This window comes from Pseudomonas sp. SAR267 (assembly GCF_052077595.1).
Lineage (GTDB): Bacteria > Pseudomonadota > Gammaproteobacteria > Pseudomonadales > Pseudomonadaceae > Aquipseudomonas > Aquipseudomonas vlassakiae.
This window is the reverse complement of the sequence record NZ_JBQIHU010000001.1, coordinates 5282017-5295213: the sequence shown is the minus strand read 5'-3', so window position 1 is coordinate 5295213 and position 13197 is coordinate 5282017. Positions and strand designations below refer to the sequence as shown.

The window sequence follows — 13197 nt, the reverse complement described above, 5'->3', positions numbered from 1 at the left end:
CACCGCGTTTCGCTTGTTAGAAGGTGACCCCGGAAATCAGGGCGATGTTGCTGTAGGGCTGGCATTCGCCGGTACGCACGATGGCCCGGGCGCTGCGCGACAGCAGCTTGAAATCCTCATGGCTGTGCCATTCGCGCTTGCCCAGCTTGCCCTTCAGGCGCTCGACCTCGACCAGCGCCGGCGGCACCACCTTTTGCATCTCTTCGGCCAGCACATGCCGCTCCACCTGCAGCTCGCTCAACACGGCGCGCAGCACGCTGGCAAAATCCGGGATCCCCGGCGTCAACGCCAGGTCGATCAGCTCGACACCTGGCGGCACCGGCAAGCCGGCATCGCCGATCACCAGGATGTCGCCATGCCCCATCCCGGCGATGGTCCGCGACAGGGCGACGTTGAGCAGCGGGGTCTTTTTCATGGGGTCAGCTCCGCCAGGCAGGGAATCGACGGCTGGGCACCGGCACGGGTGACAGACAAGGCTGCAGCGCGCTGGCCGAACGCGATCGCCTCGCCCTCCCCTTTGCCCTGCACCAGTGCAGCGGCAAAACCACCAATAAAGGTGTCGCCCGCCGCCGTGGTATCCAGCGGCTGCACCTTGGGCGCCGGGAAATGCTGGCTGCCGTCCCGGCTGACAAACAAGGCCCCTTGCGCGCCCAGGGTGATGATCACCTTGCCTGCGCCCAGCTGCAGCAGGCGCTCCCCTGCGCGGCGGGCACTGTCCAGGTCGTCGACCCGCTCGCCGGTCAAGGCTTCGGCCTCGCTTTCGTTGGGGGTGAGGTAGTCGATATGGGCAAACCAGTCCGCGGGCAGCGGGCCGGTGGCTGGCGCCGGGTTGAGGATCACTTGCTTGCCCAGCTCGCGGCCTCTGGCCAGGGCCCAGGCCACGGTCTCTACCGGCACTTCGAGCTGGCAGATGATCACCTCGGCGGCCTGCAGCAAGGCATCGAAACGCTGTACCGACTCCGGTGTCAGCAGCCCGTTGCCGCCCGGGACGATGACGATGCAATTCTGGCTGGCAGCATCCACGGTGATCAGCGCTACGCCACTGGATACGCCTGGGCAGACGCTGACCGCCTGGCAATCGATGCCTTCCACTTCCAGCGCCTGGCGCAACTGCTGGCCGTAGGCATCATCGCCGACATTGCCTATCATCGCCACGCTGCCGCCCAAGCGCGCTACCGCCACTGCCTGGTTGGCGCCCTTGCCACCGGGCACGGTAAAAAAATGTTCGCCGGCCAGTGTTTCGCCAGCGCGTGGCAGCCGCTGGGCGCGGACCACCAGGTCCATGTTGAGGCTGCCGACCACCACTACCTTGGCATGCATGGCAATTCCTTAGCGGTAATCATTGAACAGGTCCGGGCGCGGCCCGGTGGATTCGCGCAGCACGATGCGCGGCGAGACAATGCGCTGCTCGGCCCCATCGCGACGCGGCGTGGCGATGCGCGACAGCAGCAAGGCCGCTGCGCTCTCGCCAAGCTCGCGAATCGACTGGCCGACCGTGGTCAGCGGCGGGAATACATAGCGGCTCAGCTCGATGTCGTCGAAGCCGATCACCGACAACTCGCCCGGCACGTTGATGTTGCGTTCGGCTGCGGCGCGCAATACGCCGAAACCGATCATGTCGTTGCCGGCAAAAATTGCCGTCGGCCGCTTGCCATCGAGCAGCTGCGCGGCGGCAACATGGCCACCGGGGCTGGTGAAATCGCAATGCAGCACGCGGCCAGCCAGCACCTCGGCCTCGGCTTCGGCCATCGCCCGGTGGAAGCCGCGCAGGCGCAACTGGGTAACGCCGGTTTCGGCAGGGCCGCCGATGTAGGCGATGTCGCGATGGCCGAGCTCCAGCAGATGACGGGTTGCCAGGTAGGCACCCTGCTCGTGGTCGATGCGCACCAGGTCGGCGTCGACGCCTTCCAGCTCACGGTCGACGATGACCATCGGCGTGCGCACACAGGCCAGGCTCTGCAGCAGGTCGGCATCTTCGCCCACCGACGCCACTACCAGGCCGTCGATGCGCTTTTCCAGCAGCACCCGCAAGTAGCTGCGCTGCTTCTGCGGGTTGTCGTCGGAGTTGCACAGGATCACGCAATAACCATTGCGCTCGCAGGCGTCCTCGATGCCCCGGGCCAGCTCGGCGAAGTACGGGTTGACGCTGTTGGGCACCAGCAGGCCGATGGTGGCCGTGCTGCGCGCCTTGAGCGAACGCGCCACGGCGCTGGGCACGTAGTCGAGTTCAAGAATGGCTGCCTCGACCTTGAGCCGTACTTGCTCGCTGACCGGGCGGGTCTTGTTCAGCACATGTGACACGGTGGTGTAGGAAATGCCGGCGAGGGCCGCGACGTCTTTGATGGTTGCCATGTTGTCAGTTCCGCCGGCCTGAACGCCGGCTGCGATAAGTGTCGAGCACCACGGCGATGACGATCACCGCCCCGGTGATGATGCGTTTGGTCGGTTCCGATGCGCCGATCTGCGCAAGGCCTGCAGCCAGTACCGAAATGATCAGCACGCCGATGAAGGTACTGATGACCGAGCCGCGCCCGCCCATCAGGCTGGTGCCGCCGATCACCACGGCGGCGATCACCTGCAGCTCAAGGCCGGAACCGGCATTGGGGTCGGCGGCTTCCAGGCGCGAAATCTGGAACAGCGCGGCCAGGCCGGCGAGCAGCCCCATGAGGGCGAACACCAGCACCTTGTACGGGCGCGGGTCGATACCGGCCAGGCGCACGGCCTCTTCATTGGTACCGATGCCGATCAGGTAACGGCCGAATACCGTGCGGGTGAGCAGCAGCTGGGCCAGCACGATCACCAGCACGGCGATGATGAAGGACGGCGAGATGCCGAAGGCCACCGGGTTGGAGAACCAGGCGTAGGCGTCGCCGATATAGGCGGTGCGCGAGTCGGTGAACTGGTAGGCCAGGCCGCGGGCCATCTCCAGTACGCCGAGCGAGACGATGAACGACGGGATGCGCCAGGCCACGGTGACGCCACCGGTGATGCTGCCGGCCAGAGCGGCGACAGCCATGCCGAGCAGGGCTGCGGGCAGCACGCCCCAGCCCCAGCCGAGGATCGCCACGCTGACGGTGGAGGCCGCCAGGGCCAGTACCGAGCCGACCGACAGGTCGATGCCGCCGATGATCAGCACGAAGGTCATGCCCACGGCCAGCACCATCAGGTCGGGGATCTGGTTGGCCAGGGTGCTGAAGGTGGCGTACGACCAGAAGTGGCTGCTCAGGAACGAGAACAGCACGATCATCGCCAGCAAGGCGCCGGCCAGGCCCAGGTAGGTGCCCAGGCCGAAGTAGGTGGCGCTGCGGCGCACGGGGGCGCTGCCCGGGGTGTCTAGGGGTGTGGTCTTCATGCATCCATCCTGGGTGCTGCGTCATGCAGCAGGGCGTCACGTTTCTGGTAGCCGGCGAAGGCGGCAGCCAGGAGCTGGTCCTGGCTCCAGTGTTCGCGGTCGAAGGTATCGATCAGGCGGCCGGCGGAGAGCACGGCAATGCGGTCGCAGATCAGCATCAGTTCGCGCAGGTCGCTGGACACCACCACCAGGGCCTTGCCCTGGCGCGCCAGCTCGGCCAGCAGGCCATAGATGTCGAACTTGGCACCGACGTCGATGCCGCGGGTGGGCTCGTCGAACAGCAGCACCTGGCAGTCGCGCTCCAGCCAGCGGCCGATCACCACCTTCTGCTGGTTACCGCCAGACAGCTCGCCGACCGCCTGTGCCGGGCCGGCGCTGCGTATGCGCATGGCGCTGATCTGGCGCTCGGCCAGGGCCTTTTCCGCTTCGCCGTCGAGCACCCCGGCACGGGAAACGGCGGGCAGGTTGCCGAGGGCGATGTTGGCGCTGACCGATTGCGTCAGCAGCAGGCCTTCGCCTTTACGGTCCTCGGTGATCAGGGCAATACCGGCGTTTACCGCCGCCTTGGGGGAATCGATGGTCACCGCCTTGAGCGGCTGGCCGACCTGGATGCTGCCGCTGTCGGCGCGGTCGGCGCCATAGATCAGCCGCAGCAGCTCGGTGCGCCCGGCGCCGATCAGCCCGGAGATGCCGAAGATCTCCCCTGCCCTGACCTGCAGCGATACGTCGCGCACCTTGTTGCCGCGGCATAGCTTGTCGACCTTGAGCAACGGTGCGCCGATCGTGCGACGGCCAAGGTCGATATGCTCGCCCAGTTCGCGGCCGACCATCAGGTTGACCAGTTCGGCGCTGCTGTAGCGCTGGATCGGCTCGTCGCACACCAGTTGGCCGTCGCGCAGCACGACGATGCGCTGGGCCACGCGCTGCAACTCTTCAAGGCGATGCGAGATGTAGACGATGGCCACGCCGCGCTGGCGCAAGCGCTCGATCTGGGTGAACAGCAACTCCACCTCGCGGGCGGTGAGCATCGCCGTGGGCTCGTCGAAGATCAGCACATGGCAGTCGCCGATCAGGTTGCGGGCAATCTCGACCATCTGCTGGTGGCCAATACCCAGCTCGCCGACCGGGGTGTCCGGGTCGATGGCGTCCAGGCCGACCTGGGCCATGGCAGCCGTGGCCAGCTGGCGCAGGCGCTTGTGGCTGATCCAGCCGAAGCGGCTGGGCAGGTTGTCGAGGAACAGGTTTTCCGCCACGGTCAGGGTCGGCAGCAGGTTGAGCTCCTGCATGACCATGCGCACACCGAGGCGCTCGGCCTCGCTGCGGCTGGCCGGTGCGTAGGCCTGGCCGCGGTAGCTCATGTGCCCGCTGCTGGGTGTTTCCAGGCCGCAGATGAGCTTGGACAGCGTGCTCTTGCCTGCCCCGTTCTCGCCGGTCAGCGCCAGCACTTCGCCAGCGCGCAGGGCCAGGCTGACCTCGGCCAGCACCGGCTGCGCGTAGCGCTTGCCCAGGCCGCTGGCGGCAAGCACGACTTCATTGGCCGATGCTGGCATGGCCATCTCTCCTGCTGGGATCAGGGCTTGGTGATCAGTTCGACCGGGGTCTGGATGACGTTGTCGGCGTCCACGTCGGGCTTTTCACCCTTGAGCACCTTCAACGCCGCCTGGATGCCGAACACCGCCTGCTGGCTGGCGGCCTGGTCGAGGGTGGCGAGCACGCGGCCATCCTTGAGCATCGGCTTGATGGCGTTGATGTTGTCGTAGCCCACCACCTGCACCTGGCCGGTCTTGCCGGCGGCGCGCACGGCCGAGACCGCACCCAGGGCCATGCTGTCGTTGCCGGCCAGCAGCGCCTTGAGGTCGGGGTATTCGTTGAGCATGGAAGCGGCGACAGCGTTGCCCTTGTCGATTTCCCAGTTGCCGGACTGCACCGAGACGATCTTCATTCCGGCGGCATCCATGGCGTCCTTGAAGCCAGCGGTACGCTGCTGGGCATTGGTGGTGGTCGGCACGCCTTCGATGATGCCGACCTGGTCACCGGCCTTGAGCTTCTGCTGGGCCAGGTAGTCGCCGACCATACGTGCGCCTTTGCGGTTGTCAGGGCCGACGAAGGGCACGCTGATGCCTTTGCTCTTGAGCACGTCTGGATCGAGACGGTTGTCGATGTTGACGACAACGATCTTGGCCTCCGTCGCCTTTTTCAGCACAGGCACCAGGGCTTTGGAGTCAGCCGGGGCAATGACCAAGGCGTTGACGCCAGAGCTGATCATCTGCTCGACGATCTTGATCTGCTCGCCCGTGTCGGTTTCGTTCTTGATGCCATTGGTTACCAGGTCGAACTCGCCGGAGTGGGCTTTCTGGTAGTCCTTGGCGCCGTCTTCCATGGTGCGGAAGAACTCGTTGGCCAGCGACTTCATGACCAGCGCGACCTTAGGTTTTTCCTCTGCATGGGCGGCAGACAGCGGCATGGCGAGGGACAGCGAGGAGATGACGGCGAGCGCCAGCAGACGACCGGGGAACGGCAGCTTCATGGGAGATGACTCCGAATCTTGTGTTTTTTATCGGATCGCAAACGTTTGCGTTGGGTAACTATGGAAACAAGACCTGGTTTTGTCAAATCCGTTTCGCTGGCGGGCGCAAGCCGCAAGCGGTGCTGATTATCCGGAATTTTTCCGAAAAACCGAACACCTTTTCCTATGCTTGTTCGGGATTCCGAATGGAATACGCCGTTGTGGGAGCGGCCTTGCGTCGCGAAAGGGGTGCGAAGCGCCGCCCCAGAACTCTAGCTTCGCCGCAGAAATTGCCGGGGCCGCCTTGCGGCCCTTTCGCGACGCAAGGCCGCTCCCACAAGAGACCGCGGATAGCTGGTACGGAATCTGCCTGCCTACCTGCGCAACACAGCAATCACCTCATCAGGAAGAGAGAGAACAATAATTATGAATGCTGCACTGAAGTCTTTCGCCCCCAGCGCCCTGGCGCTGCTGCTGATCCTCCCTGCCACGGCCTCGGCAAAAGAAGCCGAAACCCAGCAGAAACTGGCCAATGTGGTCATCCTCGCCACCGGCGGCACCATTGCCGGGGCCGGCGCCAGCGCTGCCAACAGCGCCACTTACCAGGCCGCCAAGCTCGGCGTCGACAAGCTGATTGCCGGCGTGCCGGAACTGGCGGACCTGGCCAATGTGCGCGGCGAGCAGGTGATGCAGATCGCCTCCGAAAGCATCACCAACGACGACTTGCTGAAACTGGCCAAGCGCGTCGCTGAGCTTGCCGACAGCAGCGACGTGGACGGCATCGTCATCACCCACGGCACCGACACCCTCGAAGAGACGGCCTATTTCCTCAACCTGGTAGAGAAGACCGACAAGCCGATCGTGGTGGTCGGCTCAATGCGCCCGGGCACGGCAATGTCCGCCGACGGCATGCTCAACCTGTACAACGCCGTGGCAGTGGCCAGCGACAAGCAGTCGCGCGGCAAGGGCGTGCTGGTGACCATGAACGACGAGATCCAGTCCGGCCGCGACGTGAGCAAGTCGGTCAATATCAAGACCGAAGCGTTCAAGAGCGCCTGGGGCCCGATGGGCATGGTAGTGGAAGGCAAGTCGTACTGGTTCCGCCTGCCGGCCAAGCGCCACACCACCCAGTCGGAGTTCGACATCAAGCAGATCAGCAGCCTGCCGCAGGTAGACATTGCCTACAGCTACGGCAACGTGACCGACACGGCGTACAAGGCGCTGGCGCAGAGCGGCGCGAAAGCGATCATCCATGCCGGTACCGGCAATGGCTCGGTGTCGTCGCGGGTGGTGCCGGCGCTGCAGGAACTGCACAAGAACGGCGTGCAGATCATTCGCTCGTCCCACGTCAACCAGGGCGGCTTCGTGCTGCGCAATGCCGAACAGCCGGATGACAAGTACGACTGGGTGGTGGCCCATGACCTGAACCCGCAGAAAGCGCGGATCCTGGCGATGGTGGCGATGACCAAGACCCAAGACAGCAAGGAGCTGCAGCGGATTTTCTGGGAATACTGATTCTGCTATGACGCGGGCTGGTGCTGGATTCTTCGCGGGCACGCCCGCTCCCACAGGGATCGCATACCCCTGTAGGAGCGGGCGTGCTCGCGAAGAATCCAGCACCGATGCAGTTGCGAAATACTTTGCCTTGAAATACTGTACGCACATACAGCACAACAAGGAACCGCCTCCGTGGCCAACACCGCCGAAGCAACCGCAAGCAGCTACCAACAACTGGGCCTGCGTATCCAGAAGATCATCAACAATCCACTCGCCCAGCGCAGCCGCGCCGCGCTGATCTTCCGCCTGGAACACGAGTCGCCTGACGACTGGGAAACCCTGCTCGAGGAAATTGCCGAGAACGACAACGTCACCCTCGCCCACCGCGACGACGGCGGCGTGCAGATCTTCTGGACCGTACCGAAGGAAGACTGAGGCTCAGGCCAGCGCCTGCAGGTAGGCACTGGCCTCGCGGTAACGGGCCAGCCGCGCCAGGTCGGCAGGGCCAGGCACGGGAATACGCGACAGGTCACTGTTGTCGGCCAGGTCGGCCAGCTTGACGGTGCGCGCCAGCGGGTCACTGCCCAGACGCACCACGAAATCCTGATAGCTTTCGCCCTTGTTCCGGCTCAAAGCCAGCAAGGCGGCAAGAATTTTCAGGGGGAAGCCCTCACGGGCCAAATCGGAAAGGGTCAGCGACGTGTCTTCGATCACGTCATGCAGCACCGCGACAATGCGCTGTTCTGGCGTGCTGACCCGCATCATCACCCGCAACGGGTGGAGGATATAAGCGGCCCCACCCTTGTCGTATTGCCCTTCATGTGCCCTGGCGGCCACGGCAATGGCCCGCTCCAGCGTAGACATGAGGCCCTCCCCGTCTGGCTAGTCTCAGGGCAAGCATAGCCGGGTAAGACTACAGATTACAGTTAACGCTGCGCACCATGCTGGATGACGATCGAGTCGGTACCCAGCTTGGCCATGACCTCGGCCTTGCGCGCATCGGCTTCGGCCTTGCTCGGGAACGGCCCCATCAGCACCACCGGCTTGCCATCACGGTATTCGACCGAAGAAGGGATGCCTTTCTCGATCAGGCGTGCAGTCATGTCGGACAGCGCGCCCATGTTGGCGCCCTGGATCACTTCGACATCCCACCCCTCAGGGGCCGGTTGATCGGCCAGCGCCTCGGCACGGCGTTGCAGGTCGGCACCGCCGCAGTATTCACGGATGCGAAGGTTGTTGCCGCCATCGTCGACGATGATTTCGTATTGGCCCTCACCGCCCTTGATCGCCACATAGCTGCGGTAGGCCTCGTACTGGCCGGCATCGTCCTTGCCACGCACCTGGCCGCAGATGGTGCCCTTGGTGTCGATCCGCACGTTGCCGAACTTGGCGGTCTTGGGGTTGTGCAGGTGCTCGGCAACCTGTTTATGCACACCTTCGACCTCGTTCTCACAGCCCGCCAGGGCCAGCACTGCCAATACCACTGCCAGTTTGCGCACGCGTGTACCTCCAGATTCGAAGGGGCGGATTCTACCACGGCCACTCGGGGCACGGCCCGCGACCAAAGGTTACACGCTGCTTCGAGGGGGGGGATATTTTCGAGAGGGGCATGGAATGCAAGAAGGGCGCCCCTTGCGGGACGCCCTTCTTGATGCCCGGAAACCCGGGACTTTGTTTGGTAGGCACAATTGGACTCGAACCAACGACCCCCACCATGTCAAGGTGGTGCTCTAACCAACTGAGCTATGTGCCTGTCGTGTGGTGCGCATATTAGTGATCGATTGCGCGCCTGTAAAGCGTTTTTTTCAAAAAAATCAAAAACTTTCAGAACGCCGCAGGCGCTGGCAAGCGCCACGCCGAATAGGCCCATAATGCAAAAAGGGCGACCCCTGCGGGTCGCCCTTCTCGCTGCCCGCAGCGCGGGACTTTGTTTGGTAGGCACAATTGGACTCGAACCAACGACCCCCACCATGTCAAGGTGGTGCTCTAACCAACTGAGCTATGTGCCTGTCGTGTGGTGCGCATTCTACGCAATCCAAAAACCCTGTCAACACTTTTTTTCGCGCTAACTCACTGAATCTTAAACTGTTTATAGAGAACGGCGAGCCGCAGGCCCGTAAAGGAATTTCAACAGACGACTAGCGGGTGTTTATTATTATTGATAGCATCGGTACATTCGTTAAAAATATAAAACACGAGGTTCCTGCAGCATGGCTAACACCCCCTACCCCCAGTCCTACTACGCCGCCTCGGCCAACCCGGTGCCGCCACGTCCGGCGCTGCAGGGTGAGGTGGAAACCGATATCTGTATCATCGGTGCTGGCTACACCGGCCTGTCCAGCGCACTGTTCCTGCTGGAAAACGGCTTCAAGGTGAGCATCGTCGAAGCAGCCAAGGTCGGCTTCGGCGCATCGGGCCGCAACGGTGGTCAGATCGTCAACAGCTACAGCCGCGACATCGACGTCATCGAACGCACTGTCGGCCCTAAAGAAGCCCAGCTGCTCGGCAAGATGGCCTTCGAAGGCGGCCGCATCATTCGTGAGCGCGTGGCCAAGTACAACATCCAGTGCGACCTGAAGGACGGCGGTGTGTTCGCCGCGCTGACCGCCAAGCAGATGGGTCACCTGGAATCGCAAAAACGCCTGTGGGAACGCTTCGGCCACACTCAGCTGGAGCTGATGGACAAGAAGCGCATCCGTGAAGTGGTTGCCTGCGACAACTATGTCGGCGGCATGCTGGACATGAGCGGTGGTCACATCCACCCGCTGAACCTGGCCCTGGGCGAAGCCGCCGCAGTCGAGTCGCTGGGCGGTATCATTTACGAGCAGACCCCGGCCATCCGTATCGAGCGCGGCGCCAACCCGGTTGTGCATACCCCGCAAGGCAAGGTCCGCGCCAAGTTCATCATCGTTGCCGGCAACGCCTACCTGGGCAATCTGGTACCGGAACTGGCCGCCAAGTCGATGCCGTGCGGCACCCAGGTGATCACCACCGAGCCGCTGGGCGAAGAACTGGCCCGCACCCTGCTGCCGCAGGACTACTGCGTGGAAGACTGCAACTACCTGCTCGACTACTACCGCCTGACCAGCGACAAGCGCCTGATCTTCGGCGGTGGCGTGGTGTACGGTGCACGCGACCCGGCCAACATCGAAGCGATCATTCGTCCGAAGATGCTCAAGGCCTTCCCACAGCTGAAGAACGTCAAGATCGACTACGCCTGGACCGGCAACTTCCTGCTGACTCTGTCGCGCCTGCCTCAGGTCGGCCGTATCGGCGACAACATCTACTACTCGCAGGGTTGCTCGGGCCACGGCGTGACTTACACCCACCTGGCGGGCAAGGTACTGGCCGAAGCCCTGCGCGGCCAGGCCGAACGTTTCGACGCCTTCGCCGGCCTGCCACACTACCCGTTCCCGGGTGGCCAGATGCTGCGTGTGCCGTTCAGCGCCATGGGTGCCTGGTACTACAGCCTGCGCGATCGTCTGGGCTTCTGATGATGTAAGCAGGTCTGGCCTCTTCGCGGGCACGCCCGCCCACAGATACCGCACATGGTTTGAAACTCATGCAGTACCTGTGGGAGCGGGTTTACCCGCGAAAGGGCCGGAGCAGGTAACGCTATTTGTTCAGGCTGCGCACAGCCTGTTTTGCCGCCACTTCCTGGCCCGCCCGGGCCAGTTCATCGGCAGCCTGCAGCCAACGCTGACGGTCCACCTGGGCCGGCAGCTGGCGCGGTGGCTGCACCAGCACCGCCCAACTTCCCTCACTCGCCCACGCCGAAGCAAAGTCATCGAACGCCATCAACTGGCGCCGATGCATCCCCGAGCGCAGCAATACGCGCTTCTTGAAGCTGTCATAGCCGATCAGCACCGCGTAACGCGGCTCGCTCCACCACGCCGAACCTTCTCGGTAACGCAGCAATACCGGATTGCCAGCGGCCACCTGGGTCAGCAGGGCATCCAGTTGCTTGTCCAGCGGGTACACCAGCATGCCGTACTCGCGGGCGACCCGCGGGATGCTCGTTTCCAGCGCATCGGCCCCCTTGGGCAGGTTCAGCGGTTTGTCCAGCAGCCCCGGGGTGATCGGCGCACCTTGCTGGGAGAGCAGCGCGGCCAAGGCCATCGAGCCACTGTGGTTGGCATTGCCGCGGTAGAACGGCACGCTACTGATCTCGACCCGCTGCGGCATGCCCTTGAGGCTTGCGGGCGGTGCACTGGCGCAGCCGCCCAAGGTCGCGGCCACCAGGCAGGCGGCCAACAGTCGACGCGGGACGGTTGCCCAGCGCTTGCAGGAATGTTGCTCCATGGACACTCGCTTGTTTCGGTGCCAGGCAGGCAGCGCCCGGCTCTGGCCACCGATCATAGGGCGCCGCGTTGCGCGGGTATAGTCCGACAAGAGAGCGGAACCAATCGGCTTGAGCCATCGACCTTTGGTCAATGGAACGTCACGGCCGGGCAGCTAGACTAAAGCTGTGTCTGGAGGGCAAACCGCAGGTTGGCCCAAGAGAAGGAGGCACACATGAGCCTGACCATGGCAATCCTCATGCTGGTGAGTATGTGGCTGAGCGTCGCGGCCGCCATGCTGTGGGGTGTTCTGCGTATCGTGCGGCGTCATTCCCCGCATCACCACCTGCCACCGCAGGCCACGGCCAAGGCGCAACCTGTGCGCAGGGCGCGGCGGCATGCCAGGGCGCACTGAGGCTACTTCACCTGAATGCAAACGGGGCGCCAGGCGCCCCGTTGTGTTGTATCAGCCTTCGGCGGCTTCACGCTTGAGCCGCGCTCGGCGAGCCAGGATGTTGAGGATTTCGATCACCGTCGAGAAGGCCATCGCCGCGTACACATAGCCTTTCGGTACATGGGCGCCAAAACCTTCGGCGATCAGCGTCATGCCGATCATGATCAGGAAGCCCAGCGCCAGCATGACCACCGTCGGGTTGTCGTTGATGAAGTTGGCCAGCGGGTCGGCGGCCACCATCATGACGATGACTGCGGTGATCACGGCAATGATCATGATCGGCAGGTGCTCGGTCATGCCCACGGCGGTGATGATGCTGTCGACCGAGAAGACAATGTCCAGCAACAGGATCTGGAAGATCGCCGCGGCAAAGCCCAGGGTGACCGTGGAAGACACCTTGGCCTCTTCCTTGGCGCCGTGCGGGTCGACGTTCTCGTGGATCTCCTTGGTGGCCTTCCACAGCAGGAACAGGCCGCCAGCGATCAGGATCACGTCCTTCCACGAGAAGGCATTACCGAACACTTCGAACACCGGGTCGGTCAACTGCACGATCCAGGCCACGGTGCTGAGCAGGGCCAGACGCATGACCAACGCCATGCTGATACCGATACGGCGTGCCTTGGAACGGTATTCCACAGGCAGCTTGTTGGTCAGGATCGAGATGAAGATCAGGTTGTCGATACCCAGTACCACTTCCATGGCCACCAAGGTAGCCAGGGCGACCCAGGCGGTGGGGCTAGCGGCGAGTTCCAGCAAGTATTCCATTGTTCAAATCCTGAAGCGGCGGTTAGGGTCAGATTTCTTGGGTGTGGGTTTTCTTTTCGGCATCCTTGGGCTTCTGGCCCTGGTGACCGATGGCATCGCTCAACGCCTGCTGGGCGGCCTTGTTGGTGTCGTCGATGGCCTGCTTGGCCGACTTCGCTGCTTGGTCGAGCATTTGCTGGGCAGACTTCTCGGCCTGGTCGCAACCAGCCAGGCTGAACAGCGCCAGGGCCAGCACCAGCGGAGTGCCAATGGATTTGAGATGCAGCATGATTTCCTCGCTTGAAAAATCCCGCGGCGCGAAGCGCCTGATGGGGTCGCATTCTAAAAGACGGCAATAGTTCAG

15 protein-coding genes and 2 tRNA genes are annotated in these 13197 nt (G+C 63.4%); 4 read left to right on the top strand and 13 right to left on the bottom strand.

What is annotated here, in order from left to right:
* Positions 1-16: 16 nt before the first annotated feature.
* From rbsD to ACTORR_RS25030, 6 genes are read right to left on the bottom strand one after another with little or no spacing between them, the layout of a single operon-like run.
* Positions 17-415 carry a D-ribose pyranase gene (rbsD, locus tag ACTORR_RS25055; protein ID WP_054884970.1) on the bottom strand — a complete coding sequence of 133 codons (399 nt, stop codon included), beginning with the start codon at positions 413-415 and terminating at the stop codon, positions 17-19.
* Positions 412-1320 carry a ribokinase gene (rbsK, locus tag ACTORR_RS25050; RefSeq protein ID WP_441344009.1) on the bottom strand — a complete coding sequence of 303 codons (909 nt, stop codon included), beginning with the start codon at positions 1318-1320 and terminating at the stop codon, positions 412-414. Before rbsK ends, rbsD begins: the two co-directional genes overlap by 4 nt.
* 9 nt (positions 1321-1329) lie before the next feature.
* Complete coding sequence (locus tag ACTORR_RS25045; RefSeq protein WP_054884968.1) at positions 1330-2352, bottom strand: LacI family DNA-binding transcriptional regulator; 1023 nt, start codon at positions 2350-2352, stop codon at positions 1330-1332.
* A 4-nt stretch (positions 2353-2356) separates the two neighbouring features.
* Complete coding sequence (locus tag ACTORR_RS25040) at positions 2357-3352, bottom strand: ABC transporter permease (protein WP_313365981.1); 996 nt, start codon at positions 3350-3352, stop codon at positions 2357-2359.
* Entirely contained in the window at positions 3349-4902 is a 1554-nt protein-coding gene (locus ACTORR_RS25035; RefSeq protein WP_054884966.1) for a sugar ABC transporter ATP-binding protein, read from the bottom strand. The genes ACTORR_RS25040 and ACTORR_RS25035 overlap by 4 nt, the downstream gene beginning before the upstream one ends.
* 20 nt (positions 4903-4922) lie before the next feature.
* On the bottom strand, positions 4923-5879 hold the full coding sequence (locus ACTORR_RS25030) for a sugar ABC transporter substrate-binding protein (RefSeq protein ID WP_099814499.1): 957 nt from the start codon (positions 5877-5879) through the stop codon (positions 4923-4925).
* Between the two features lie 405 nt (positions 5880-6284).
* On the opposite strand from ACTORR_RS25030, the gene ACTORR_RS25025 reads away from it, so the two are divergent.
* The gene (locus ACTORR_RS25025; protein WP_054884964.1) at positions 6285-7373 is read left to right on the top strand and encodes an asparaginase; all 1089 of its coding nucleotides are present in this window, start codon (positions 6285-6287) and stop codon (positions 7371-7373) included.
* A gap of 174 nt (positions 7374-7547) precedes the next feature.
* A complete protein-coding gene (locus ACTORR_RS25020; RefSeq protein WP_054884963.1) occupies positions 7548-7790 on the top strand; it encodes a DUF1654 domain-containing protein in 243 nt (80 codons plus the stop codon).
* Positions 7791-7793: 3 nt separating this feature from the next.
* Here ACTORR_RS25020 and ACTORR_RS25015 read toward each other — a convergent pair whose 3' ends face one another.
* From ACTORR_RS25015 to ACTORR_RS25000, 4 genes are all read right to left on the bottom strand, one after another.
* A complete protein-coding gene (locus ACTORR_RS25015) occupies positions 7794-8219 on the bottom strand; it encodes a GTP pyrophosphokinase (RefSeq protein ID WP_054884962.1) in 426 nt (141 codons plus the stop codon).
* A gap of 62 nt (positions 8220-8281) precedes the next feature.
* Complete coding sequence (locus ACTORR_RS25010) at positions 8282-8854, bottom strand: SPOR domain-containing protein (RefSeq protein WP_054884961.1); 573 nt, start codon at positions 8852-8854, stop codon at positions 8282-8284.
* Positions 8855-9031: 177 nt separating this feature from the next.
* Positions 9032-9108, bottom strand: a tRNA-Val gene (locus tag ACTORR_RS25005).
* 179 nt (positions 9109-9287) lie between these two features.
* Positions 9288-9364 (bottom strand) — tRNA-Val (locus tag ACTORR_RS25000).
* 201 nt (positions 9365-9565) lie between these two features.
* Between ACTORR_RS25000 and ACTORR_RS24995 the strand changes: the two genes are divergently transcribed.
* Positions 9566-10849, top strand: coding sequence for an NAD(P)/FAD-dependent oxidoreductase (locus ACTORR_RS24995; protein ID WP_054884960.1), 1284 nt, complete (start codon positions 9566-9568; stop codon positions 10847-10849).
* Between the two features lie 121 nt (positions 10850-10970).
* Here ACTORR_RS24995 and ACTORR_RS24990 read toward each other — a convergent pair whose 3' ends face one another.
* The gene (locus tag ACTORR_RS24990; protein WP_054884959.1) at positions 10971-11714 is read right to left on the bottom strand and encodes a peptidase C39 family protein; all 744 of its coding nucleotides are present in this window, start codon (positions 11712-11714) and stop codon (positions 10971-10973) included.
* Between the two features lie 156 nt (positions 11715-11870).
* On the opposite strand from ACTORR_RS24990, the gene ACTORR_RS24985 reads away from it, so the two are divergent.
* A complete protein-coding gene (locus tag ACTORR_RS24985) occupies positions 11871-12050 on the top strand; it encodes a hypothetical protein (protein ID WP_099814498.1) in 180 nt (59 codons plus the stop codon).
* A gap of 51 nt (positions 12051-12101) precedes the next feature.
* On the opposite strand, the gene ACTORR_RS24980 is transcribed toward ACTORR_RS24985, so the two are convergent.
* Positions 12102-12854, bottom strand: a complete 753-nt coding sequence (locus tag ACTORR_RS24980) for a TerC family protein (RefSeq protein WP_016391529.1) — start codon at positions 12852-12854, stop codon at positions 12102-12104.
* Positions 12855-12882: 28 nt separating this feature from the next.
* Positions 12883-13122, bottom strand: coding sequence for a hypothetical protein (locus tag ACTORR_RS24975; RefSeq protein ID WP_054884957.1), 240 nt, complete (start codon positions 13120-13122; stop codon positions 12883-12885).
* Between the last annotated feature and the right edge of the window lie 75 nt (positions 13123-13197).

Excerpts from the sequence above, each read along its gene's own strand:
- ACTORR_RS25035 (WP_054884966.1), bottom strand. The coding sequence starts at position 4,902 with ATGCCAGCATCGGCCAATGAAGTCGTGCTTGCCGCCAGCGGCCTGGGC.
- ACTORR_RS25025 (WP_054884964.1), top strand. The coding sequence starts at position 6,285 with ATGAATGCTGCACTGAAGTCTTTCGCCCCCAGCGCCCTGGCGCTGCTG.
- ACTORR_RS24975 (WP_054884957.1), bottom strand. The coding sequence starts at position 13,122 with ATGCTGCATCTCAAATCCATTGGCACTCCGCTGGTGCTGGCCCTGGCG.
- ACTORR_RS25015 (WP_054884962.1), bottom strand. The coding sequence starts at position 8,219 with ATGTCTACGCTGGAGCGGGCCATTGCCGTGGCCGCCAGGGCACATGAA.
- ACTORR_RS24990 (WP_054884959.1), bottom strand. The coding sequence starts at position 11,714 with ATGATCGGTGGCCAGAGCCGGGCGCTGCCTGCCTGGCACCGAAACAAG.
- ACTORR_RS25040 (WP_313365981.1), bottom strand. The coding sequence starts at position 3,352 with ATGAAGACCACACCCCTAGACACCCCGGGCAGCGCCCCCGTGCGCCGC.
- ACTORR_RS24995 (WP_054884960.1), top strand. The coding sequence starts at position 9,566 with ATGGCTAACACCCCCTACCCCCAGTCCTACTACGCCGCCTCGGCCAAC.
- ACTORR_RS24980 (WP_016391529.1), bottom strand. The coding sequence starts at position 12,854 with ATGGAATACTTGCTGGAACTCGCCGCTAGCCCCACCGCCTGGGTCGCC.
- ACTORR_RS25045 (WP_054884968.1), bottom strand. The coding sequence starts at position 2,352 with ATGGCAACCATCAAAGACGTCGCGGCCCTCGCCGGCATTTCCTACACC.
- rbsK (WP_441344009.1), bottom strand. The coding sequence starts at position 1,320 with ATGCATGCCAAGGTAGTGGTGGTCGGCAGCCTCAACATGGACCTGGTG.
- ACTORR_RS25030 (WP_099814499.1), bottom strand. The coding sequence starts at position 5,879 with ATGAAGCTGCCGTTCCCCGGTCGTCTGCTGGCGCTCGCCGTCATCTCC.
- ACTORR_RS24985 (WP_099814498.1), top strand. The coding sequence starts at position 11,871 with ATGAGCCTGACCATGGCAATCCTCATGCTGGTGAGTATGTGGCTGAGC.
- rbsD (WP_054884970.1), bottom strand. The coding sequence starts at position 415 with ATGAAAAAGACCCCGCTGCTCAACGTCGCCCTGTCGCGGACCATCGCC.